The organism is Streptomyces sp. NPDC055243, from assembly GCF_044544025.1.
Lineage (GTDB): Bacteria > Actinomycetota > Actinomycetes > Streptomycetales > Streptomycetaceae > Streptomyces.
On record NZ_JBITWR010000006.1, the window covers coordinates 291,074 to 311,001 of the forward strand.

Below are 19,928 nucleotides of genomic sequence, written 5' to 3' on the forward strand. Positions count from 1 at the left end.
CCGCGGTGACTGCCGTCACTGATCACACCGAGCATGAGCACGAGCACGAGCGTGAGCACGAGCGCGACCACGGGCGTGAGAGTGAGCGCGATCACGGGCGCGCCTCCGGGGACGCCCGTGGCGGCTCCGAAGGCGTCTGGGACGACGGGCTGATCGCGCGGCGCGGCGGTTCCGCGCGCGGTGGCGCGGCGCAGGGCGGGGGGAGCGGCGGTGAGGCGTATGCCCCGGCGGAGACCTCGTCCGGGCCCTCCAGTACGCCATCCGGTGATCTTTCCGGTAGTTCGTCCGGCACTTCCTTCGGTTCGCCGTCCAGTACGTCATCCGGTACGTCATCCAGTACGTCATCCGGTGTTTCGACCGCGTACGAAGGGCCCTTGCGCGCCCGGCTCGACGCCCTGCGTGAACTCGTCGGGCTCTCCCGCACCCGCCTCGACAGCGCCACGCTCGCCGAGGCGGGCCGGGTCCTCGACGAGGCCGCGACCCGGCGCAGGCTCTCCGGCAGGCACACCGTCGTCGCCATCGCGGGCGCCACGGGGAGCGGCAAGTCGACGCTGTTCAACGCCCTGGCCGGGGTGACGATCTCGGAGACGGGCGTTCGCAGACCGACCACGGCGGCCCCCATCGGCTGCAGCTGGACCGACGGCGCCGCCGGGCTCCTGGACCGGCTCGGCATCCCCGGACGGCTGCGCAGGCGCCCGCTCCAGGGCCCCGACACGAGCACCCTGGAGGGGCTGGTCCTGATCGACCTGCCCGACCACGACTCGGCGGTCGGGGAGCACCGCGCGCACGTGGACCGCATCCTCGCGCTCGTCGACGCGGTCATCTGGGTCGTCGACCCCGAGAAGTACGCCGACGCGATGCTGCACGAGCGCTATCTGCGGCCCATGGCGGGGCACGCCGAGGTCACCTTCGTCGTGCTCAACCAGGTGGACCGGCTCCCGGGCGACGCCGCCGACCAGGTGCTCGACGATCTGCGGCGGCTGCTCGACGAGGACGGCATCGCCCTCGGCGAGCACGGCGAACCCGGTGCCACCGTGCTCTCCCTCTCCGCGCTGACCGGCGAAGGAGTCGGTGAACTCCGCGACTCCCTGGGCCAGTTCACCAAGGAGCGGGGCGCCGCGGCCCGGCGGATCTCGGCCGACCTGGACGCCGCGGCCGACCGGCTGTGGCCCGTGTACGCGGCCGGGTCCGGGTCGCACGGGAGCCGGGGCGGTACGCGGATCGGGCTCAGCGAAGAGGCGCGCGAGGAGTTCGCCGACCGGCTCGCGGACGCGGTGGGCGCGGCGGCGGCAGGACAGGCCGCGGAACGGGCCTGGCGCCGCCACGCGGGCAAGGCGTGCGGCACGCCCTGGCTGCGGCTGTGGCGTTGGTACGAGGCCCAGCGCGCGCCGCAGAACTTCGGCTGGCCCGTGGCGCAGGCCCTGGCGGACGAGGAGGCCACGGCTCGCCAGCGCGTGGAGCACGCGGTGCGCACGGTGGGCGACGAGGCCGCTTCCGGGCTGCCGCAGCCCTGGGGGCAGGCCGTGCGGGAGGCGGCGGTGCGCGGCGCGGAGGGGTTGCCCGAGGCGCTCGACCAGCTGACGGTGACGGTCGGGGTGCCGGAGGGGAGGCCGCCGCGGCCCGGATGGTGGCCGGTCGCGGTCCTGGCCCAGGCGGCGATGACGCTGCTCCAAGTGGTGGGCGGGCTCTGGCTGGTGGCGCAGATCATCGGGGTCGCGGTGCCGAACCTGGGCGTGCCGGTGCTGCTGATGCTGGCCGGCATCGTGGGCGGTCCCTGCGTGGAGTGGGGGAGCCGGATGGCGGCACGGGGTCCCGCGCGGCGCTACGGCCTGGACGCGGAACGCAGACTGCGGGAGGCGGCGGCCGGGTGCGGGCGGGCGCGGGTCCTCGATCCGGTGGCGGCGGAGCTGCTGCGGTACCTGGAGGTGCGGGAGCAGTACGTGCGGGTGACGGGGGCGGCGGTGGGCTGATGGCCCATGCGGTGGGCTGAAGGCCCCATTCGGGTGAGGGGGTTTTCCACAACTGCCCGGTAGACCACAGGGTTCAGCGGGATCAGCTCGCCCGGTCCACTCTGAGATCGACGCCGCGGGACCGACCGCCGCGGCGGCGGAAGCGGAGTGGACGAGAGTGGACGAGGGAGGGGTTCGGCATGAACGAGACCTTGGTGACGGTGGTGGGGAACGTCGCGACGACGCCGGTGTTCCGGGAGTTGCCCTCCGGGCCGGTGGCGCGGTTCCGGCTCGCGGTGACGGCGCGGTACTACGACGCGGTGCAGAACGTCTGGGCGGACGGACACACCAACTTCTTCACGGTGTGGGCGAGGCGGACGCTCGGCTCGAATGTGCAGGGCTCCCTGACGATCGGTGAACCCGTCATCGTGCAGGGGAAGTTGAAGGTCCGCGACGAGGAGCGGGGTGGCCAGCACTGGACGTCGGCGGACATCGACGCGATCACCGTCGGCCACGATCTCTCGCGCGGGACGGCGGCCTTCCGGCGCGTGCTCAAGGCGAACGCGGCACTGACGGAACCGCCGCCGGCGCGCGAGCCGGAGCCCGAGCCGGTGGGTTGATGGGCCGGGTGATGGACCGTCAGAGGGGTGGCGGCCCCCGTCGGCTGGAGGACGACCGATGTGCGGCTTATCGGCGAATGGGTGCCGTTGATTTGTCGATAAGCCCAGCTCAAAAACGTTGTTGGCGATAACGATTCCGAGTCGGATCGGTTATCGAACGGCAGTACCGGGGACCGTGGTCTGCCTCGTCCCTAGGATGCCGAAGGTAGCTAGCGGGGCAGTTGGTAGTGGATGCCACGCAGGTGGCAGGTGATTCTGCCCCTTTCAATCTGCTGGCGGGATCACCCCCCTCGAAGTGAACGGGTCCCGTCCGGAGGGGAATTCTGTGTCTTTTGCGCGTTCTGTGTTCGAAGCGTTCTCCGCTCTGTCCGGGGGTCGCGCCTGCTCTGCGCCGACCCGGCGGAGACGGGGTGCCGCGCGCCTCGCCGCGGTGACGCTGGCGACCGGGGCCGTTGCGGCGGGGGCGATAGCCACCGCGGTTCCGGCCGCGGCGGAAGAGGCTCCGCAGCACCGGGGCGGAGCCGTCGCGACGCTGGGCGGGCTCCAGACGTACGACCAGGCCGTCATCCGTGACAACGGAGCGAGCCAGGAGGTGCCCGCCGGGCTCTTCGAGATGTCCGTGGACGGCGGCGGCACGCTCCAGACGTACTGCATCGACATCCAGAACCCCACGCAGAAGGACGCGAAGTACCAGGAGACCCCCTGGAGCGGCACTTCGCTGAACGGCAACAAGGACGCGGGCAGAATCCGCTGGATCCTGCAGAACTCCTACCCGCAGGTGAACGACCTTGCCGCGCTGGCCCACAAGGCGGGCGCGCGGGCCCTGACCGAGCAGTCGGCCGCGGCCGGCACGCAGGTGGCGATCTGGCGCTACTCGGACGGCGCCGACGTCGAGGCCCTCGACCCGCAGGCCGAGAAGCTCGCGGACTACCTCTACAAGAGCGCCCGCGGTTCGGCGGAGCCCAGGGCGTCGCTGACCCTCGACCCGCCCGCGGTCTCCGGCCGTGCGGGGGAGCGGCTCGGTCCGGTCACCGTGCGGACGGACGCGGATGCCGTGTCCGTCACCCCGCCCGCGGACTCCGTGGCCAGCGGAGTGAAGATCGTCGGCAAGGACGGCAAGCCCGTCACCTCGGCGGTCAACGGCAGCCGGCTGTTCTTCGACGTACCCAAGGAGACCGCGGACGGCTCGGCGGCACTCGCCGTGCAGGCGTCGACCACGGTGCCGGTCGGCAGGGCCTTCGCCTCCGAGACCCGGAGCCAGACGCAGATCCTCGCGGGCTCCAGCGAGTCCACGGTCTCCGCGACGGCGAGCGCCACCTGGGCCAAGGAGGGCGCGATTCCGGCGCTGTCCGCGGAGAAGAACTGCGCCAAGAGCGGCGTGGACATCACGGCGAGCAACCCGGGCGACCAGCCGTTCACCTTCCGCCTCATGGGCCTCAAGCACACCATCGAGGCCGGTACGACCCGGACGGTGACGATCCCGCTCCAGGAAGACCAGCCCTACGACTTCACGATCAAGGGCCCGAACGGCGTCGAGAAGCGCTTCAAGGGCGTACTCGACTGCCAGACCGAGGGCAGCGCGATCGGCAACAAGACGGAACCGGTGGCCGACCCGAGCCCCGCGTCAGCAGGCGGCACCGGCACGAACACCGGCGACCTCGCGGAAACGGGCGGCTCCAGCGCCACCCCGATGATCGCCGCGATAGCGGTCCTCATGGTGGTCCTGGGCGCGGCGGCGATGTTCTTCCTCCGCAAGAAGAAGGACCCCGCGGGCGCGGAGACACCGCCCGAGGACTGAGCCGCCAGGCACGCGTCGAGAAACGGAACCGGACCGCGACCGCACGGTAGTCGCACACCTACCGTGCGGGAGGTTCGGCCTCTCCCAAGGCCCATCCGAAAGGGGGCCGAGCCAGGCGGCTTCCAGGCAGCTCGGGCCGTCCTGGGCCTGCATGGGACGCGTGCGCAACCGAGCGTGCACCCCGGATCGCTGTGGCTCGAGGGCCCGGCGACAACAGCCAGTGACGGGTCGATCACCGTCGTGGCCCAGGAACGTCCAGCTCATGGCCCCCCGGCCATACTGGTTTCCTCCGGGAGGTGGCCGTCAGGCAAGATGGGGTGTATCTGCCCACTCACTGATTGCCGGACGGTTTCTCTTGGCTGAGTACATCTACACCATGCGCAAGACGCGCAAGGCGCACGGCGACAAGGTGATTCTTGATGACGTCACCCTGAGCTTCCTGCCTGGCGCCAAGATCGGTGTCGTGGGCCCCAACGGCGCCGGTAAGTCCACGGTGCTGAAGATCATGGCCGGGCTCGAGCAGCCGTCCAACGGTGACGCGTTCCTCTCGCCCGGCTTCAGCGTCGGCATCCTGATGCAGGAGCCGAAGCTCGACGAGACGAAGACCGTTCTGGAGAACGTCCAGGACGGCGCCGCCGAGATCATGGGCAAGCTCAAGCGCTTCAACGAGGTCGCCGAGCTCATGGCGACCGACTACTCCGACGCGCTCATGGACGAGATGGGCAAGCTGCAGGAGGACCTGGACCACGCCAACGCGTGGGACCTGGACGCCCAGCTCGAGCAGGCCATGGACGCGCTCGGCTGCCCGCCCGGCGACTGGCCCGTCGTGAACCTGTCCGGTGGTGAGAAGCGCCGCGTCGCGCTCTGCAAGCTCCTCATCGAGGCGCCCGACCTGCTGCTCCTCGACGAGCCCACCAACCACCTCGACGCCGAGTCGGTCAACTGGCTGGAGCAGCACCTCGCGAAGTACGCGGGTTGCGTCATCGCCGTGACCCACGACCGGTACTTCCTCGACAACGTCGCGCAGTGGATCCTCGAGCTCGACCGTGGTCGCGCCATCGCCTACGAGGGCAACTACTCCACCTACCTGGAGAAGAAGCAGTCCCGCCTCAAGGTCGAGGGGCAGAAGGACGCCAAGCGCGCGAAGCGCTTGAAGGAAGAGCTGGAGTGGGTGCGGTCCAACGCCAAGGGGCGTCAGGCCAAGTCCAAGGCGCGTCTTGCGCGCTACGAGGAGATGGCCGCCGAGGCGGACAAGATGCGGAAGCTGGACTTCGAGGAGATCCAGATTCCGCCGGGCCCGCGGCTCGGTTCCATCGTCGTCGAGGTCGAGAACCTCTCGAAGGCCTTCGGCGACAAGGTGCTCATCGACGACCTGAGCTTCACGCTGCCGCGCAACGGCATCGTCGGCATCATCGGTCCGAACGGCGCGGGCAAGACCACGCTGTTCAAGATGATCCAGGGCCTGGAGACGCCGGACTCCGGCAAGATCAAGGTCGGCGACACGGTCAAGATCAGTTACGTCGACCAGAGCCGCGCCAACATCGACCCGAAGAAGACGCTGTGGGCCGTCGTCTCCGACGAGCTGGACTACATCAACGTCGGTCAGGTCGAGGTGCCCTCGCGGGCGTACGTCTCCGCGTTCGGTTTCAAGGGTCCGGACCAGCAGAAGCCGGCCGGGGTGCTCTCCGGTGGTGAGCGCAACCGCCTCAACCTGGCGCTGACCCTCAAGGAGGGCGGCAACCTGCTCCTCCTCGACGAACCGACGAACGACCTGGACGTCGAGACCCTGTCCTCCCTGGAGAACGCGCTCCTGGAGTTCCCGGGCGCCGCTGTCGTGATCTCCCACGACCGGTGGTTCCTCGACAGGGTCGCCACGCACATCCTCGCCTACGAGGGTGACTCCTCCTGGTACTGGTTCGAGGGCAACTTCGAGTCGTACGAGAAGAACAAGATCGAGCGTCTTGGCGCCGACGCGGCCCGTCCGCACCGCGCCACCTACAAGAAGCTCACCCGAGGCTGAGACTGACATGAGTCGGCATATCTACAGCTGCCCCCTCCGATGGTCGGACATGGACGCCTTCGGGCACGTCAACAACGTCGTCTTCCTGCGGTACTTGGAAGAGGCGCGGATCGACTTCATGTTCCGCCTCGCACCGGGGGACGGCAGCCCGTCGTTCTCGGGCGGGTCCGTCGTGGCCCGCCACGAGATCGACTACGTACGGCCGTTGGTCCACCGGCACGCGCCGGTGACCATCGAGTCGTGGGTGACGAAGATAGGCGCTGCCTCGCTCTCCATCTCGTACGAGGTCAAGGACCCCGAGCAGGTGTACGTGCGGGCCACGACGATCGTCGTCCCGTTCAACCTGGAGGCGCAGCGGCCGCGGCGGATCACCGCCGAGGAGAAGGCCATGCTCCTGACCTACATGGACGACGACGGCGATGTCGCCGGAGGTTCGGAGGCGCTCGTCGCATGACGGCGCAGCTGCACTTCGCCGATGCCGGGGAGGCGGGGGATCTCGCCGCCTTCCTGGCCCGGCTCATCCACTACGACAAGGCTGCCGCGGTCCGGTTGCAGGCGGCGGGCGACACGCTCGCCGTGTTCGGCAGGCCGCCGTCGTTCGAAGTGCTCGCCATCCGTACGGCCCGGCTCGCGAAGCCGTACGAGCACGGGCTCGACGCCTCGCTCGATGTCACCGTCTCCGCCGGTGAACTCCTCGAATCCGTGGGGGAGTCGGCGGACTCCGTCGCCGCGGCGGGTGTGGTCGACGTGCCGCAGGCCGTCACCGGGCCGCCGTGGGCCGGAATCCTGCCGTCGCGGGGCGGCTGGCAGCCGGAGCAGGGGCTTCCGTCGGCGGACGAGGTGCGGCGTCTCGTGGCGGCCGCGGTCGCCGAATTCAAGTCCCGCGTCGAGGAGTTGCCGCAGGAGCGGCGGGTCCGGGCGGAGCTCGACCAGCTGGGCCGCGAGATCTGGTCCCGCACCATCGGGGACACGGGCCTGCCCGTGCGGGCCGCGCACGCCGCCCAGGCCCTGGGTTTTCTGCGGGGTGACTCGCTCGACCTGCTGTCGTCCGGGCCGTGGCTGCGGCTGCGCACGAGCTACGGGTCGATCGCCGTGCGTCGGGCCGGGGTCGGCGGGCTCTCGGTGACGCCGGCCTAACGGTCCGCGTCCCCCACACGACCGTCCGCCCCGTCCGCAGGTCCGGGGCCGCCCGCGACCCGTGGCGCGCGAGGCGTGCCCAGGCCGCAGGCGCGGACGTCCGGGGGAGCGGGGAGAGCCGTCAGCCCTCGGAGTTGACCATGGAGGCGGCCGCGTACGTCAGGTAGTTCCACAGCGTCCGCTCGTGCTCCTCGGAGAGCTTCAGCTCGTCGACGGCGGTCCGCATGTGCTTCAGCCACGCGTCGTGCGCGGCCCTGTCGACGGTGAACGGGGCATGGCGCATCCGCAGCCGGGGGTGGCCGCGGTTGTCGCTGTAGGTGCGGGGGCCGCCCCAGTACTGCATCAGGAACAGCGCGAGGCGCTCCTCGGCAGGGCCCAGATCCTCCTCCGGGTACATCGGTCGCAGCAGCGGGTCCTCCGCGACCCCCTGGTAGAAGAAGTGCACCAGGCGCCTGAAGGTCTCCTCGCCGCCGACCTGTTCGTAGAAGGTCTGCTCCTGAAGCGTGCCGCGCGGGATCTCTTTCACACCGTCCATGGTCTCAGACGGTGCGGCCGAGGACGGAAGACTTAGGACTGATCTCCTCCGAACCGGGACTGATCTCCTCCACTTAGGGACCGATCTCCTCCCGATCGGTACGTTCTGCCGCTCGCATCGCGGGCGATGGCGCAGCACAGTGGCTGTATGGGACCCACAGTCGACCCTCTTCTCGCCGCGGAGGCCGGAGCCGCCCTGGTCCGTGAGATCGAGGCCAGCGGCGCCTGGACGCGGGACCCCGAGCTGCGTGCGGCGTTCGAGCAGGTCCCGCGCCACCTGTTCGTCCCGTACTACTACGTGGCCTCGTCGGGTGGCGGCCACGAACGGCTCTGGGGCGAGGACCCCGACCCCGCACGCCGGGCACGCTGGCTGCGCGGCGCCTACGCGGACGCCCCGCTCGCCACCCGCGTACGCGACGGAGAGCTGCTCTCGTCCAGCAGCCAGCCCTCCCTGATGGCCAAGATGCTGGACGAGCTGGATCTGCGCGAGGGGGACTGCGACGTCCTGGAGATCGGCGCGGGCACCGGCTACAACGCGGCCCTGCTGGCCCACCGGCTCGGCGACGAGCACGTCACCACCGTCGACCTGGACCCGGAGATCACCGAGTCCGCGCGGCGGCACCTCACGGCCGCCGGCTACCACCCGGCCGTCGTCACGGGTGACGGGACCGCGGGGTGCCCCGAGCGCGCACCGTACGACCGGATCATCGCGACCTGCACCCTGGCCTCCGTGCCGCGCCCCTGGCTGGCCCAGTGCCGCCCCGGCGCCCGCATCCTGGCCCCGCTGGCCACCGGCCTGATCGCGCTGACGGTGGTGGACGCCGAGCACGCCGAAGGCCGCTTCCTGCACACCCCCGCGTACTTCGTGCCGCTGCGCGGGGGCAGCGGAAGGGCCTCGCGCGAGCAGCACCTCGGGGGGTTGCCGCGCAAGGCCCTGCAGAACGAGCTCTTCCGCTTCTTGCTGGAGCTGACGGCCGGGAGCCTCGACCCCTACGAGGCCCTCGCCCTGTGGCAGCGCGAGGACCGGCCGGTGCGCGAGCGGTTCGGGGTCACCGTCCGGGGGCCGCACGAGTGGGCCTGGCTTGACGACCCCGAAGGGCCGTACGCCTGGCCCCTGGTTTGAGCCCCCGGGGCCGGTGTGACCCGGCCCTCATCCTCAGCTGTGCCGGATGGTGATCGTCGTCCAGGCGCCCACGTGCACCCGGTCGCCGTCCTGGAGCGGCACCGGGACGAACGGCTGGATGGGCTCCTCGCCGTTGTTGACCGTGGTGCCGTTGGTCGAGTTCTGGTCGACGACCGCCCAGCTGCCGTCGGGCTGCTGGACCAGGACCGCGTGCTGGTGCGATACGCCGGGGTCCTCCGGCGGCACCGACAGGTCGATGTCCGGGGTGTCTCCGGTGGAGTGCCTGCGGCGGCCGATGGTGATCTGGTTGCCGGCCAGCGGGCGCTGCTGCTCGGGCGAGTACGCGGGCAGGTTCAGGCCCGACGCCTCGGGACCGCTGCGGTGCATCATCGCCATGAAGTACTCGCGGTCCGGACCGATCGTCGCCGACCAGGAGACCGTGCCGGTGCTGGGACCGGGCACCGCCTGATAGCCGGGAGGACCCTGCGGCGCCTGCGTCTGCTGCGGCTGCTGGCCAGGCTGCTGCTGGCCGGGCTGCTGGCCCCAGTCGCCCTGCTCGGGAGCCTGCGGAGCACCGGGGCCCGGCGTGGACGACGAGGGCGGCGGGAGCACCCAGTCGTCACCGGCACCGAAGGGACCGCCGGGACCGGGCTGCTGCGGAGGCGGCGGAGTCCCCGTCTCCTGCGGGAACGCGGGCGGCGCCGGCGGACCCTGCTGCTGGAACGCCTGCGGGGGCCGCCCCGACTGGTCGCCGCCGTTGTAGGGCGGCAGGGGCGCCTCGCCGCCGCTGTACGGCGGGGGCACCTGACCGGACGGGTTGCCGTCGCCGTTTCCGTTGCCGAACGGCGGGATCGGCTCGGCGGGCCGGTTCATCTGCGAGGGCCGCGAGCCCTGGTACCCGAACGGGTCCTGGCCCGGCCGGGTGCCGGGGGACTGCTGGCCGGGCGGCTGCTGGAACTGCTGCGCCGGGTTCGGCGCGGGCGGGTGCGGGGCGGCCGGGGTGTACGAGGTCGCCGTGTTCGTCAGGAAGTTCCAGCGGCACTCCTCGCAGAACGGCGCGTTCGCCTCGCGGGGCGTGCGGCACTGCGGGCAGAGCTCGGCCTCGGCGGCCTGCTCCGGCACGGCCGACAGGTGCGGTCGACCGGGGGCCTGCTGGGGGTATCCGTACCCGCCGTCCTGGCCGGGGCCGGGCTGGGAGTATCCGGGGTCCTGGCCGGGGCCCGGCGGCGGGTAGCCGTAGCCGGGAGCGGCCGGGGGCGGCGGCGGAGGCGGCGGTACGGCACCGGCCATGCGGTGACCGCAGACCTCGCACCAGTCGTCGGAACCCGACTGGTGTCCGTTCGGGCAGGTCGGCATGTCGGCGCTTCCCCCTCTCCTTCTCCGGCCCAAGGGCCGTACGTGCTGCTGGTGGGGCTACTAACGAGTATGGGTGGTGCTACTTCTGGTGCTGCTTGTGGTGCTACTTCTTCACGCGAACAGTCTTCGTGGACCGCGTCTCGAGAGTCATCTCGTCGGCCTCGGCGACCCTCGCCTTCAATCGAACAGTACCTGCCACGGCGTCGACCACGTCGACCACCTTCGAAAGCAGCTTCGCGGTGTCCTCGTTGCCCGAGGCGCTGGCGAGCTGAACGGCACGCCCCAGTTTGGCCGTTGCTCCGTCCATATCGCCCGACTTGCGCGCATCGAGCCCTTGCTGGATCACCTGGGCCAGTTCCGCCTGGCCGGTGTAGTGCGCCACCTGCGGATTGATCGACGTGGAGGCGGCCATGTCGTCCGTCCACACGGCCCGCACCAGGCCCTGCGAGAGCGTCTGGGCGCTGCCGTCCGGCTGCGGCACGATCAGTGAGACGCGGGCCGCGAGCATCTCCTGGCCGAGTTCGGCGTTCGGCACCTCGACACAGATGTGGTAGTCGCGGGACTCGTCGCCCCAGGACCCGGTGGGATAGTCGCCGGCGCGCGGTCCCGCCTGCGTGCGCCGGTCGGTCAACTCCTCGACCGTGGGTGCCACTTGCTTGACGAACTTGATCTCCGCGCCCATCGGCGTCCACACCCGCAGGCTGACGTCGGCGACCTCCTTGCCCATGGCCGCCTCCATCATCTGCGTGAAGTCGGCGGACAGGCCCGCGGGGTCGGCGACGATGTCGGCGGTGCCGAGCAGCGCGGAGGCGATGCCGGTGACCTCCTTGACCTCCCAGTCGGTGCCGACACCGCGGGCGTCGCAGGTGAAGCGGCCCGCGCACGCGTCCAGGGAGGCCTGCAGGTCCTCGGGTGACTCGTGTTCATTGCGGCCGTCCGTCAGCACGATGCCGTGCCGTATCGAGACGTCGGCCGAGGACAGCAGCCGGTCGGCCAGGCGCAGCCAGGTGCCGATCGCCGTGCCGCCGCCCGCGCTGAGCTTGCGCAGGGCCTGCCTGGCCTGCTCCCGGGTCCGCGCGTCGGCGACCGCCAGACGGCCGCCTCCCGGGTAGACCTCCTTGGCGACATGGGTGCCGCCGATCACCGCGAAGTGGACTCCGTCACGTACGGCGTCGATCGCGGCGGACGTGGCGTCGCGCGCGCCGCGCATCTTCGTCGGCGGGTAGTCCATCGAGCCGGAACAGTCGACCATGATCGCCACGGCCGCGTCCGGGGTCTGCCCCGCCGAGTAGAGGTGCGGGGCGCTCACCGCGGCCCCCACCGTGCCGCCGCCGGTCGAGGTGACCGTGGCGATCGCGTTGACCTCGCGGGCGCCCTCCGCCATGTACTCGTTCTGATAGACGTCGACCGAGAACTGCGGCACGTTCGACTTCGAGAAGTTGGCCATGGATCTCTGCTCCCCCTAGACGTTCCCACCGGCTTCCCCAAGCCGGTGGGTGACAAGTGCGCGTGGCCGGCCCCCCGTTGCCGGGGGCCTCCGCTAGGCCGATCCTGCCCCTTGCGGCACCACACGGAACGGCAGAATCGCCACTGTTACGTTGTCGTGGCCCCCGCCGTCCAGTGCGTGCCCGACCAGGACCTGGGCGCTGTGCAGCGGGCGCAGGGCGGAATCGACGGGGACGGCCCGTGCCATGTCCTCCACCGCTTCCGCGTAGTTCCAGAGCCCGTCGGTGCACACCACCACTACACCCGCACGGTCCGGCTTGAAGGAAGCGGTGTGCGGCTCCAGTTCGTACGCGTCGGCGCCGAGCCAGCCCGTGATGGCGTGCGCGCGCTCGTCGGCGTACGCCTCCGCCTCGTTCATCAGGCCCGCGGCGACCATCTGCGCGGCCCACGAGTCGTCCTCGGTGAGCCGGACGGTCGGGCCGCTGCGGTCGTCGGGGACCCAGTAGGCGCGGCTGTCGCCGACCCAGCCGACGACCAGGAGGCCTCCGGCGATGATCGAGCCGACGAGCGTGCACGCGGGCGCGTTCTGGTGCGGTGAGTGCTCCCTGGCCTGAGTGGGCTCCGCGGCAAGGGCGTTGACGGCGTCGGCCGCCGCCAGGATCGCGTCGTGCATGGCCTGCTGCGGGTGCGTGCCGCGCGGCAGGGCGGCGAGCAGCGACTCGTTGGCGGCGCGGGTCGCGGCGAGCGAGGCCTCGTCGGGGCGGGTCGCGGACGAGACGCCGTCGCAGACGATCGCGACGACGGCGGGGGAACCGTCCGGCAGCGCCGCCGAGGAGATCGCGAACGCGTCCTCGTTGCGGTGGTGGCGCAGGCCCCGGTCGCTGACCGCGGCCACCGCGTCGAGCTCCTGCTCCATGTGGTCGCGCTCGCGCGGCTGGGCGTGCCCGCAGTTCTCGCAGTAGCCGTCCGGGTCGACGCGGCCCGAACGGCACGCCACGCAGAGCTTGGTGCCCGCGGGCGGCGTCGGGTCGGCCAGGACCGCACGGGGGTCGGCGGGCTCCGGCGGGGCGCCGGGAGCGGGCAGCGGGTACTCGTCCGGCTCGGCGGGCGGCGGGACGGGGGCGTCGGTGCGTACGTCTCCCGAGCCCCGCGTGGTGCCCGCGTTCGGGGAGAGCTCGCCGCCCGACGACTCCGTGACCGGCAGGTCGGTGGGCAGGTGCGCGGGCACCGGCATGTCGGAGCTGTCCACGTCCGGTGCGATGGGCCACTGCGACGACGCGTCCGGCGGTGGCGCGGACGACGAGCCGTTCATCACGACGGTGGGGTGGTCGTCCGACCCCACCGGCTGCGCCGACAGGTCGTACCCGCACGCGCCGCAGAACAGGTCACCCGATTCCAGCGGTTCTGCGCAGCCGGGGCACGTGGAACTCGCCCCGGCAGTCTGCTGGTGCATCTGCGACATCTTCACACCCACGTCCGAGGGCGGAAACGGTTGGCCCGCTCCACCAGTTCGATCCTTTCCTCGCCACCCTGTGCGAGCCGGGCAAGCGTTCGGTACGAGCGCTCCAGGCCGAACCTGAGGCCGCGCTCGTCCAGGTCGCTGCCGAGCAGCACGGTCCGCGAGCCGCCCGCCGGTGCAGCGGGTGCTGCCGGTGGAGCGGAGGCGTGACCAGGGTGCCTACCGGAGAGTACCCAGTCCAACGCGGTACCGAGGACCTCGGTGGAGAGTCGCTCACGGCGTACGGCGTCCAGGCCGAAGCCCGCGAGGGCCTCCACCTGGCCCGCCGCCGCCGTCAGATCGTCGAGGAAGCCGGCGAAGGAGCCGCCGGCCGACGGCGCGGTGGCCGATGTCATACGGTGCCGCAGTCTGGCCCGCACCGCGGCGACACGCGCCGCCGTGTAGTGGATCGAGGCCTCGGGCACCGACTCCAGGGTCTGCACGGCACCGCGCCGGTCGTCCGCCGCGAGCTGCACCCGGGCCAGGCCGAACGCCGCGCTGACATAGCTCGGGTCGGTGGTCCATACGAGGCGGTAGTACTCGGCCGCGTTGTCCAGCTGCTCCAGGACCTCCGCGCAGACGCCGAGGGCCAGCTTGGGCGCGGGCTCGCCGGGGAACGCGTCGTACACGGCGTCGAAGGACAGCGCCGCGTTCTCGTGGTCACCGGTCGCCAGCGAGGCCACGCCGCGGTACCAGACCACCCGCCAGTCGTCCGGATGCTGTATTTCCAGTTCCGTCAACGCCTGCGCCGCGGAGCCCGGTTCACCCATGGCCAGGCGGGCACGGAGCCCGCGCAGCCGCAGCTCCACGGAGTCGGTGGGCGCGGCCCGCAGCGCGGTGATCAGCTCGGCGGGAGCGGACGCCAGCAGGCCCGCTAGGAACCCGGCGTTCGGGTCGTTCGGGTCCACGCGCGGCACCGGCAGGGCGAGCGCCGTCGCGGCGGCGTCGAGAGAGCGGACGATCCGGGCCGGCGCGGCGGCGGGCGGCACGGGCGGTGCGGTGATCGCCGGGGTGCCGGTACCGGTGCCGGTGCCGTTGCCCTCGCCCGCCGTCAGCTCGGCGCGGGCCCCGCGCCGGCCGGTGGGCAGCACCCGTACGCCGAACTGCGAGACGTCACCGGTCAGTTCGGCGAACAGCTCCGTGTCCGTGACCTTCACCTCGGGCCCGAACAGCGTCGAGAGCGCGGGCCGCGGCTTGCCCGTCTGGAGGGCCACGACCTCCCGCAGGACGCCCGTGAGCTGCTCCGCCATCTCCTGGGCGGAGGCGAACCTGCGGGCCGGGTCCGGGTCGGTGGCGCGCACGAGGAGGCGGTAGAACGACTCGTACGTACGGAAGACCTCGATGTTGTCGGGGTCCGGCAGGGAGTCCACGAAGACGTTCGTGTAGCCCTGGAAGTCGAAGGTGAGCACGGCAAGGGTGCGCGCCACCGTGTACAGGTCGGAGGCCACCGACGGGCCAAGCTCGGCGACTTCGGGGCCTTGATAGCCGACCGTTCCGTAGATCGCCGACTCGTCGTCGTCCATGCGGCGGACCGCGCCCATGTCGATCAGCTTGAGCTGGTCCTCGGTCTGGATGGCGTTGTCGACCTTGAAGTCGCAGTACAGGAGATTGCGGCTGTGCAGATGGCCCAGGGCCTCCAGGGCCTCGATGCCGAACGCGCAGGCCTGCTCGACGGGCAGCGGGTCGCGCTTGCCCTGCGCCGTGCGGCGTTCGTTGGCGATCTCCTTGAGGGACTTGCCGCCGACGTACTCCATGACGATGTAGCCGTCCATGGAGCCCGTGCGCTGGTCGAGGTGCTCGACGAAGTTGTAGATCCGCACGATGTTGCTGTGCTCGATCTCGGCGAGGAAGCGGCGCTCGGAGATCGCGGCGGCCATCGCGTCCTGGTCGCCCGTGTCGAGCAGGCCCTTGAGGACCACCCAGCGGTCGGAGACCGCGCGGTCGACGGCGAGATAGACCCAGCCGAGGCCGCCGTGCGCCAGACAGCCCACGACCTCGTACTGACCGTGCACGATGTCGCCCGCGGTCAGCTTCGGCACGAACGAGTACGGGTGGCCGCACTTGGTGCAGAACCCCTCGGTGCGGCCGGGCCGGTCCCCGCGCGCGCGGCCCACCGGCGCCCCGCAGTCGGAGCGTGAGCAGAACCGCTTGCGCTCGGGGACCTCGGGGTTCTCCTGCACCGCCTGGCGCGGATCGGGGCGCGGCACCTCGGGTACGAGCACCAGGCCCACGCCCAGCCTGCTGCGGGCCGATGTACCCGCACCCGAGCCCGAGCTGCGCACCGAGACCGAGCGGGACGTCGAGCTGCCCGACAGCGAGCGCGAGAGCCGCCCCGACACCGAACGGCGCGAGGACTGGGACCGTGAGGAACGCGACGAGGCGCGCGAACTGGACCGGGAGCTGCTGCTGCCCGCGCTCTTGGCGCCGCCGGTGATGCCGGTCGGGGGAGAGGACACCATGCCGGTCGGCGAGACGACCGGGGCCAGGCCGCAGGTGTCGCAGTACAGCTCGCCGCCGCCCACGTCCTCGTACGACCCTGTGCATCCGGGTCGCTGGCACTTCCGCTGCTCACTCATGCTTCCCCCCTCCGGTCGGTGGGACCGCCCTGTTGCGGCACCCTCGGTGCAAGGACTTCGGCGGCCGCCTGCTGATAACGAAGCACCGCCTGTTCGGCGACGCGCAGATCGCAGGGCGCGCTCCACAGCATCCGGCGCGCCGCGTCGTACCGCTCGACCAGGAGCGGGTCCTCCGCGTGGCCGAGCCGGGCGACCTTCGCCTTGTACGCGTCAAGACGGCCGCGCAGCTCCGCGCGGACCGCCAGGGGCTGCGTGACGGCGGTCAACGACTCGCGGGCGCGCATCAGTTCGTCCTCGGCCTTCTCCTCCAGGGACTCAAGGAGCGGGGAGAGCCGGTGCCACTGGGCGTGCCTGCGGTAGTCGGACGCCATGGCCAGCTGCTCCTGGAGCGCGGTCGAGGGGCCGCTGACGGCGGGCACCTCGGACGCGGCGATCTTGGCGAGGACCTCGCCGCGCGCGGAGCGTGCCTCGGCCAGCGTGCGGTCCGCGCGCGAGAGCACGTCCCGCAGCCTGCCCAGGCGCAGCTCCGCGTCCTGCCGGACGGTGAGCACCGCGTCGATCTCGCGGCGCACGTCCTCCAGGGCGCGGGCCTCGCGGTCGTACCGCTCGGTGTGCGGCCGGCCGCCGCCCGGGGCCGAACTGCCCTGCGCGGGCTGCCAGAAGGCCAGCGGGTCGGAGATCACCTGCTCGCGCAGGAGGGTCAGCTCCGCCGTGATCCGCTCCAGGTCGTCACCCGCCGGGTGCTCGCCGGGACGCACTCCCACGGAGTGGGCCAGCTGGCGGGTGCGGTGCAGTTCGGCGGCCAGGAGGTCTATCCGGGCGGGCAGCGCGGACCAGACCGCGTCGGCGGCGACGACCATGTCGAGCGAGTGCGCGTACAGGTCGTTCATCCGCGCGACGAGCTCGATGAGCGTGAAGCGTTCGGTGAGCTTGGCCGGGCCGGTGATCGAGGCCGACGGCGCGGGGGCGGCGCCGCCGGCGACGGTGACGCTCTCACCGCGAAGGAGTTCGGTCAGCTCCACCAGGTCGTCCCTGTTGGGCCAGCGTCTGCGGGCCCGCACCTCGTGCGCGGTGCGCAGCGCGGCCGCGTACGCGTCGAAGTACGCCCACAGGAGGGTGATCCGCTGCTCGGTGGACTGCCAGCGCTCCTGGGTGGTGCCGGTGAGACCGGCACCTTCGAGGAGCCGGCGGCCCGCGTGATCCTGAAGGGCGAGGAGCGAGGTCTCGATCGCCTCGTGCTCTGCGTCGAGCCGCGCCAGCGCACGGTCCACCTCGTCCCGGTCCATCACAGGACCGGGGGGTCCCGCGACGCTCATCGATCACCTCTCCGCTCTGCGTTGCTGTGCACGTCCGGCTCAGTCGCTGTACTTCGGTGCGGGCGGTCCCGCCGATTCGCCGAGGGCCGGCTTGAGCCAGTTGTCGTACGACTTCTGCCAGCCGCTCTCGCGGTAGTCCTCCAGGACTTGGTTGACCCGGCGCACCAGGTCGTCCTCGCCCTTCTCCGGCTTCTTCATCGCCACGCCGTAGTACTCGGTGTTCAGCGGTGCGTCGCCCTTGAGTTCGATCGTCGGGTCCTGTGCCGCCTGGCTCGCGGCGAGGGCGCTGTCGGTCACCACGGCGTCCACCTCGCCGAGCTGGAGCCGCACCAGACAGTCGAGCTGGTTCGGGACCGTGGTCGCGATGTCGGCGTCGATGGTCTTCTTCTTCTTGAGCTCCCCCAGCTTCGTGAGCGCCGTGGAACCCTTCGCCGAGCAGACCTTCTTGCCGTCCAGTGTGTCGTCGAACCCGGTGATGTCCGAGGACTTGGGGGCGAGGACCTGCTGACCCGTCTTGAAGTAGGCGGTGGAGAACGTGACGTCCTTCTCGCGCTCGCAGGTGATGGTCATCGTCCGCACGACCATGTCGACCTGGCCGGTCTGTATGGCCTTGACCCGCTGGTTGGTGGGGATGGCGCGGAACAGCACGGCGTCGCGGTCGCCGAGGATCTCCTCGGCGATCTTGTGCGCGAGGTCGATGTCGAAGCCTTCGAGCGTCGCCGTCTTCTTGTTCGGGTCGCGATAGCCCCAGCGGTAGCTGTTCTGGTCGACGCCGACGATGAGCTTCTTGACCTTGCGGTCGCGGATGGCCTCGATCGTCGGGCCGTCCTTGTCGTCGGGCGACAGGCTCGCCTCGGGGCTCTCGCACTCCTCGGCGCGCGCGGGAGCGGCCGCGGCGGAGCCCTGGGCGGACCGGCCCTTGACCTCGCCGTCGGACTTGACCGCGCTGCCCGCCTCCGGCAGCGCAAGCACGAGGGAGCCCGTGAGCGCGCAGGCCACCGCCATGGCGGCAGCTCCGCCCCAGCCGCGCAGCCTCGCCAGTCCTCGCGTACGCATCGTCCGCTCGCCCCCTCTCACCTGTACTCCGACAGCCTGCGCCCGATGCCGAGCACCGCGCCCGCCGCGGCGAGCACCGCGAGCACGGCGGCGCCCACCGGGAGCCCGCTCATCGCTCCCTTGCCGTCCTTCGCCGCCTGCTCGAACTCGGCCCGCTCATGCCCCAGCGCCCTCTCGAGTGCCTTGTCGACATTGTCGAAGCACTCACCGGTGGGCTCGTCGCTCTTGTCGCCGACGACCTTGGCGAGCGCTCCCTTGTAGTCACCCGCGTCGTCGCTGTCCCGCGCGGTCTTGTGCCGGTCCTTCCAGACCGACACGTTGTCCGCGGCGGCCTTGACCGGGTTCTTGCCCGCCTCGTTGTCGGCGATGTCCACGGCCTTGCCGAGCAGCCCGCTGTCGGCGCTGCCGAGCTGCTTCATCTGCGCCTGGTAGTCGACGTCGAACTTGTCCTTGATCTCTTTCTTGTCCGCGGGGCCGACCTCGACGGTCTCCGCGCCGCGGCTGACCAGCGTGAGGTTCTCGTTGCTGCGGGCCTTGAGCGAGCTGATGCGGGCGTCGTTCAGGACGTTCAGGGACTTCACGCCGTGGTCGTACGAGTCGTTGAGCCCCGAGCGCGCGAAGGTGTGCCCGGCGACGAGCCAGAGCAGGACGATCGTGGACGCGGCGGTCGCGGCGACCAGGCCGTGGTTCAACACACGGTTCGTCCTGCGGTAGTTGCGGCGCTGGGCCCAGAACAGGGCGCCGAGCGCGAGCAGACCGAGGGCGATGGCGAGCCAGGGATAGGGCTTCGCGTCGTCGTAGTCCGCGTTCAGCCGCTCCTTCTCCACGGTGTAGAGCTGCTCGGCGGCCGGGAGCATCTCGGTCTGCATCTTGTCGTTCGCGTACCGCAGATAGGCGCCGCCCAGGGGGAGGCCCTGGCGGTTGCTCGCGCGGGCCCGCTCGATCAGGCCGGTGTACTCCGGGAGGAGCTTGTTCAGCTTGCTCACCGAGTCGGCGGCCGACGAGCCCGCGCCCGCGTTCGACGCGGCGTTCGCCAGCTTCTCGGAGGCGCGCTCGATGTCGTCGGTGTACCGCTTGCGCACGTCGGCCGGTTCCTGACCGCCCGCCAGGAAGCCGCTGGAGGCAGCGGTGTTGGCGTCCGCGAGGGAGCGGTAGATGGCCGCCGCGTCGTCGCTCAGCGGCTGGCTGCGGTTCAGGACGCTGCTCGCGGCGTCCGAGCGGTCGGTCATCTGCCAGGTGGTGACGGCGCCGAACGCCACGACGAGCAGCGCGAGGACGGCGCCGATGATCCGCAGCTTGCCCGGTTCCGTCGTCGCCGCCACGCGCAGCCGGTCGCGTCCCTCGATCCACGCGGGGCGCCGGGGCGCCGCGTTCGGCGCCGGCACGGGTGCCGCGGAGCCCGGACCCGCCTGAGGCGGGACGGTGGGCATCGTCGGCGCGGCCTGTCCCGGCGGCGCGGCGCTGCCGTTCGGCGGGTATGTCACCTCGACCTCGACCTC

At 71.5% G+C, this 19,928-nt stretch carries 15 protein-coding genes; 7 read left to right on the top strand and 8 right to left on the bottom strand.

All coding sequences use genetic code 11. The annotated features are described in order from the left end of the window. The first annotated feature begins 5 nt into the window (after nucleotides 1-5). The 6 genes from ACIGXX_RS19940 (at nucleotide 6) to ACIGXX_RS19965 (ending at nucleotide 7,524) form a co-directional block, all read left to right on the top strand. Nucleotides 6-1,970 carry a GTPase gene (locus ACIGXX_RS19940; protein ID WP_399977294.1) on the top strand — a complete coding sequence of 655 codons (1,965 nt, stop codon included), beginning with the start codon at nucleotides 6-8 and terminating at the stop codon, nucleotides 1,968-1,970. A gap of 179 nt (nucleotides 1,971-2,149) precedes the next feature. Then, nucleotides 2,150-2,569, top strand: coding sequence for a single-stranded DNA-binding protein (locus ACIGXX_RS19945; RefSeq protein ID WP_351164562.1), 420 nt, complete (start codon nucleotides 2,150-2,152; stop codon nucleotides 2,567-2,569). A 343-nt stretch (nucleotides 2,570-2,912) separates the two neighbouring features. After that, nucleotides 2,913-4,367 (top strand): Cys-Gln thioester bond-forming surface protein, encoded by a 1,455-nt coding sequence (locus ACIGXX_RS19950; RefSeq protein ID WP_399977599.1) that lies wholly within the window; start codon nucleotides 2,913-2,915, stop codon nucleotides 4,365-4,367. A 355-nt stretch (nucleotides 4,368-4,722) separates the two neighbouring features. After that, nucleotides 4,723-6,387: an energy-dependent translational throttle protein EttA gene (gene ettA / locus ACIGXX_RS19955; protein ID WP_351164537.1), complete on the top strand. Its 1,665-nt coding sequence runs from the start codon at nucleotides 4,723-4,725 to the stop codon at nucleotides 6,385-6,387. Nucleotides 6,388-6,394: 7 nt separating this feature from the next. Continuing rightward, entirely contained in the window at nucleotides 6,395-6,841 is a 447-nt protein-coding gene (locus tag ACIGXX_RS19960) for a thioesterase family protein (protein WP_351164536.1), read from the top strand. Then, nucleotides 6,838-7,524: a hypothetical protein gene (locus ACIGXX_RS19965; RefSeq protein WP_361470151.1), complete on the top strand. Its 687-nt coding sequence runs from the start codon at nucleotides 6,838-6,840 to the stop codon at nucleotides 7,522-7,524. Before ACIGXX_RS19960 ends, ACIGXX_RS19965 begins: the two co-directional genes overlap by 4 nt. A gap of 121 nt (nucleotides 7,525-7,645) precedes the next feature. On the opposite strand, the gene ACIGXX_RS19970 is transcribed toward ACIGXX_RS19965, so the two are convergent. Then, the gene (locus ACIGXX_RS19970; protein WP_351164534.1) at nucleotides 7,646-8,059 is read right to left on the bottom strand and encodes a globin; all 414 of its coding nucleotides are present in this window, start codon (nucleotides 8,057-8,059) and stop codon (nucleotides 7,646-7,648) included. A 147-nt stretch (nucleotides 8,060-8,206) separates the two neighbouring features. Here ACIGXX_RS19970 and ACIGXX_RS19975 point away from each other — a divergent pair, with 147 nt between their 5' ends. After that, a complete protein-coding gene (locus tag ACIGXX_RS19975) occupies nucleotides 8,207-9,181 on the top strand; it encodes a methyltransferase domain-containing protein (RefSeq protein ID WP_366463728.1) in 975 nt (324 codons plus the stop codon). Nucleotides 9,182-9,214: 33 nt separating this feature from the next. On the opposite strand, the gene ACIGXX_RS19980 is transcribed toward ACIGXX_RS19975, so the two are convergent. From ACIGXX_RS19980 to ACIGXX_RS20010, 7 genes are all read right to left on the bottom strand, one after another. Continuing rightward, nucleotides 9,215-10,537 carry an FHA domain-containing protein gene (locus tag ACIGXX_RS19980; protein WP_399977302.1) on the bottom strand — a complete coding sequence of 441 codons (1,323 nt, stop codon included), beginning with the start codon at nucleotides 10,535-10,537 and terminating at the stop codon, nucleotides 9,215-9,217. Nucleotides 10,538-10,640: 103 nt separating this feature from the next. Then, entirely contained in the window at nucleotides 10,641-11,984 is a 1,344-nt protein-coding gene (locus ACIGXX_RS19985) for a VWA domain-containing protein (protein WP_361470157.1), read from the bottom strand. 93 nt (nucleotides 11,985-12,077) lie between these two features. Then, entirely contained in the window at nucleotides 12,078-13,445 is a 1,368-nt protein-coding gene (locus ACIGXX_RS19990) for a PP2C family serine/threonine-protein phosphatase (protein ID WP_399977306.1), read from the bottom strand. Nucleotides 13,446-13,447: 2 nt separating this feature from the next. Further along, complete coding sequence (locus tag ACIGXX_RS19995) at nucleotides 13,448-16,057, bottom strand: tetratricopeptide repeat protein (RefSeq protein ID WP_399977310.1); 2,610 nt, start codon at nucleotides 16,055-16,057, stop codon at nucleotides 13,448-13,450. After that, nucleotides 16,054-17,373, bottom strand: coding sequence for a hypothetical protein (locus ACIGXX_RS20000; RefSeq protein WP_399977313.1), 1,320 nt, complete (start codon nucleotides 17,371-17,373; stop codon nucleotides 16,054-16,056). The genes ACIGXX_RS19995 and ACIGXX_RS20000 overlap by 4 nt, the downstream gene beginning before the upstream one ends. Nucleotides 17,374-17,412: 39 nt before the next feature. After that, on the bottom strand, nucleotides 17,413-18,429 hold the full coding sequence (locus tag ACIGXX_RS20005) for a glutamate ABC transporter substrate-binding protein (protein WP_399977316.1): 1,017 nt from the start codon (nucleotides 18,427-18,429) through the stop codon (nucleotides 17,413-17,415). 17 nt (nucleotides 18,430-18,446) lie between these two features. Beyond that, the gene (locus tag ACIGXX_RS20010; protein ID WP_399977602.1) at nucleotides 18,447-19,913 is read right to left on the bottom strand and encodes a hypothetical protein; all 1,467 of its coding nucleotides are present in this window, start codon (nucleotides 19,911-19,913) and stop codon (nucleotides 18,447-18,449) included. Nucleotides 19,914-19,928: the final 15 nt, after the last annotated feature.

Coding starts and splice junctions, on each gene's coding strand:
- ACIGXX_RS20000 (WP_399977313.1), bottom strand. CDS start 17,373: ATGAGCGTCGCGGGACCCCCCGGTCCTGTGATGGACCGGGACGAGGTG.
- ACIGXX_RS19990 (WP_399977306.1), bottom strand. CDS start 13,445: ATGTCGCAGATGCACCAGCAGACTGCCGGGGCGAGTTCCACGTGCCCC.
- ACIGXX_RS19980 (WP_399977302.1), bottom strand. CDS start 10,537: ATGCCGACCTGCCCGAACGGACACCAGTCGGGTTCCGACGACTGGTGC.
- ACIGXX_RS19960 (WP_351164536.1), top strand. CDS start 6,395: ATGAGTCGGCATATCTACAGCTGCCCCCTCCGATGGTCGGACATGGAC.
- ACIGXX_RS19970 (WP_351164534.1), bottom strand. CDS start 8,059: ATGGACGGTGTGAAAGAGATCCCGCGCGGCACGCTTCAGGAGCAGACC.
- ACIGXX_RS19945 (WP_351164562.1), top strand. CDS start 2,150: ATGAACGAGACCTTGGTGACGGTGGTGGGGAACGTCGCGACGACGCCG.
- ACIGXX_RS19985 (WP_361470157.1), bottom strand. CDS start 11,984: ATGGCCAACTTCTCGAAGTCGAACGTGCCGCAGTTCTCGGTCGACGTC.
- ACIGXX_RS19995 (WP_399977310.1), bottom strand. CDS start 16,057: ATGAGTGAGCAGCGGAAGTGCCAGCGACCCGGATGCACAGGGTCGTAC.
- ACIGXX_RS19965 (WP_361470151.1), top strand. CDS start 6,838: ATGACGGCGCAGCTGCACTTCGCCGATGCCGGGGAGGCGGGGGATCTC.
- ACIGXX_RS20005 (WP_399977316.1), bottom strand. CDS start 18,429: ATGCGTACGCGAGGACTGGCGAGGCTGCGCGGCTGGGGCGGAGCTGCC.
- ACIGXX_RS19975 (WP_366463728.1), top strand. CDS start 8,207: ATGGGACCCACAGTCGACCCTCTTCTCGCCGCGGAGGCCGGAGCCGCC.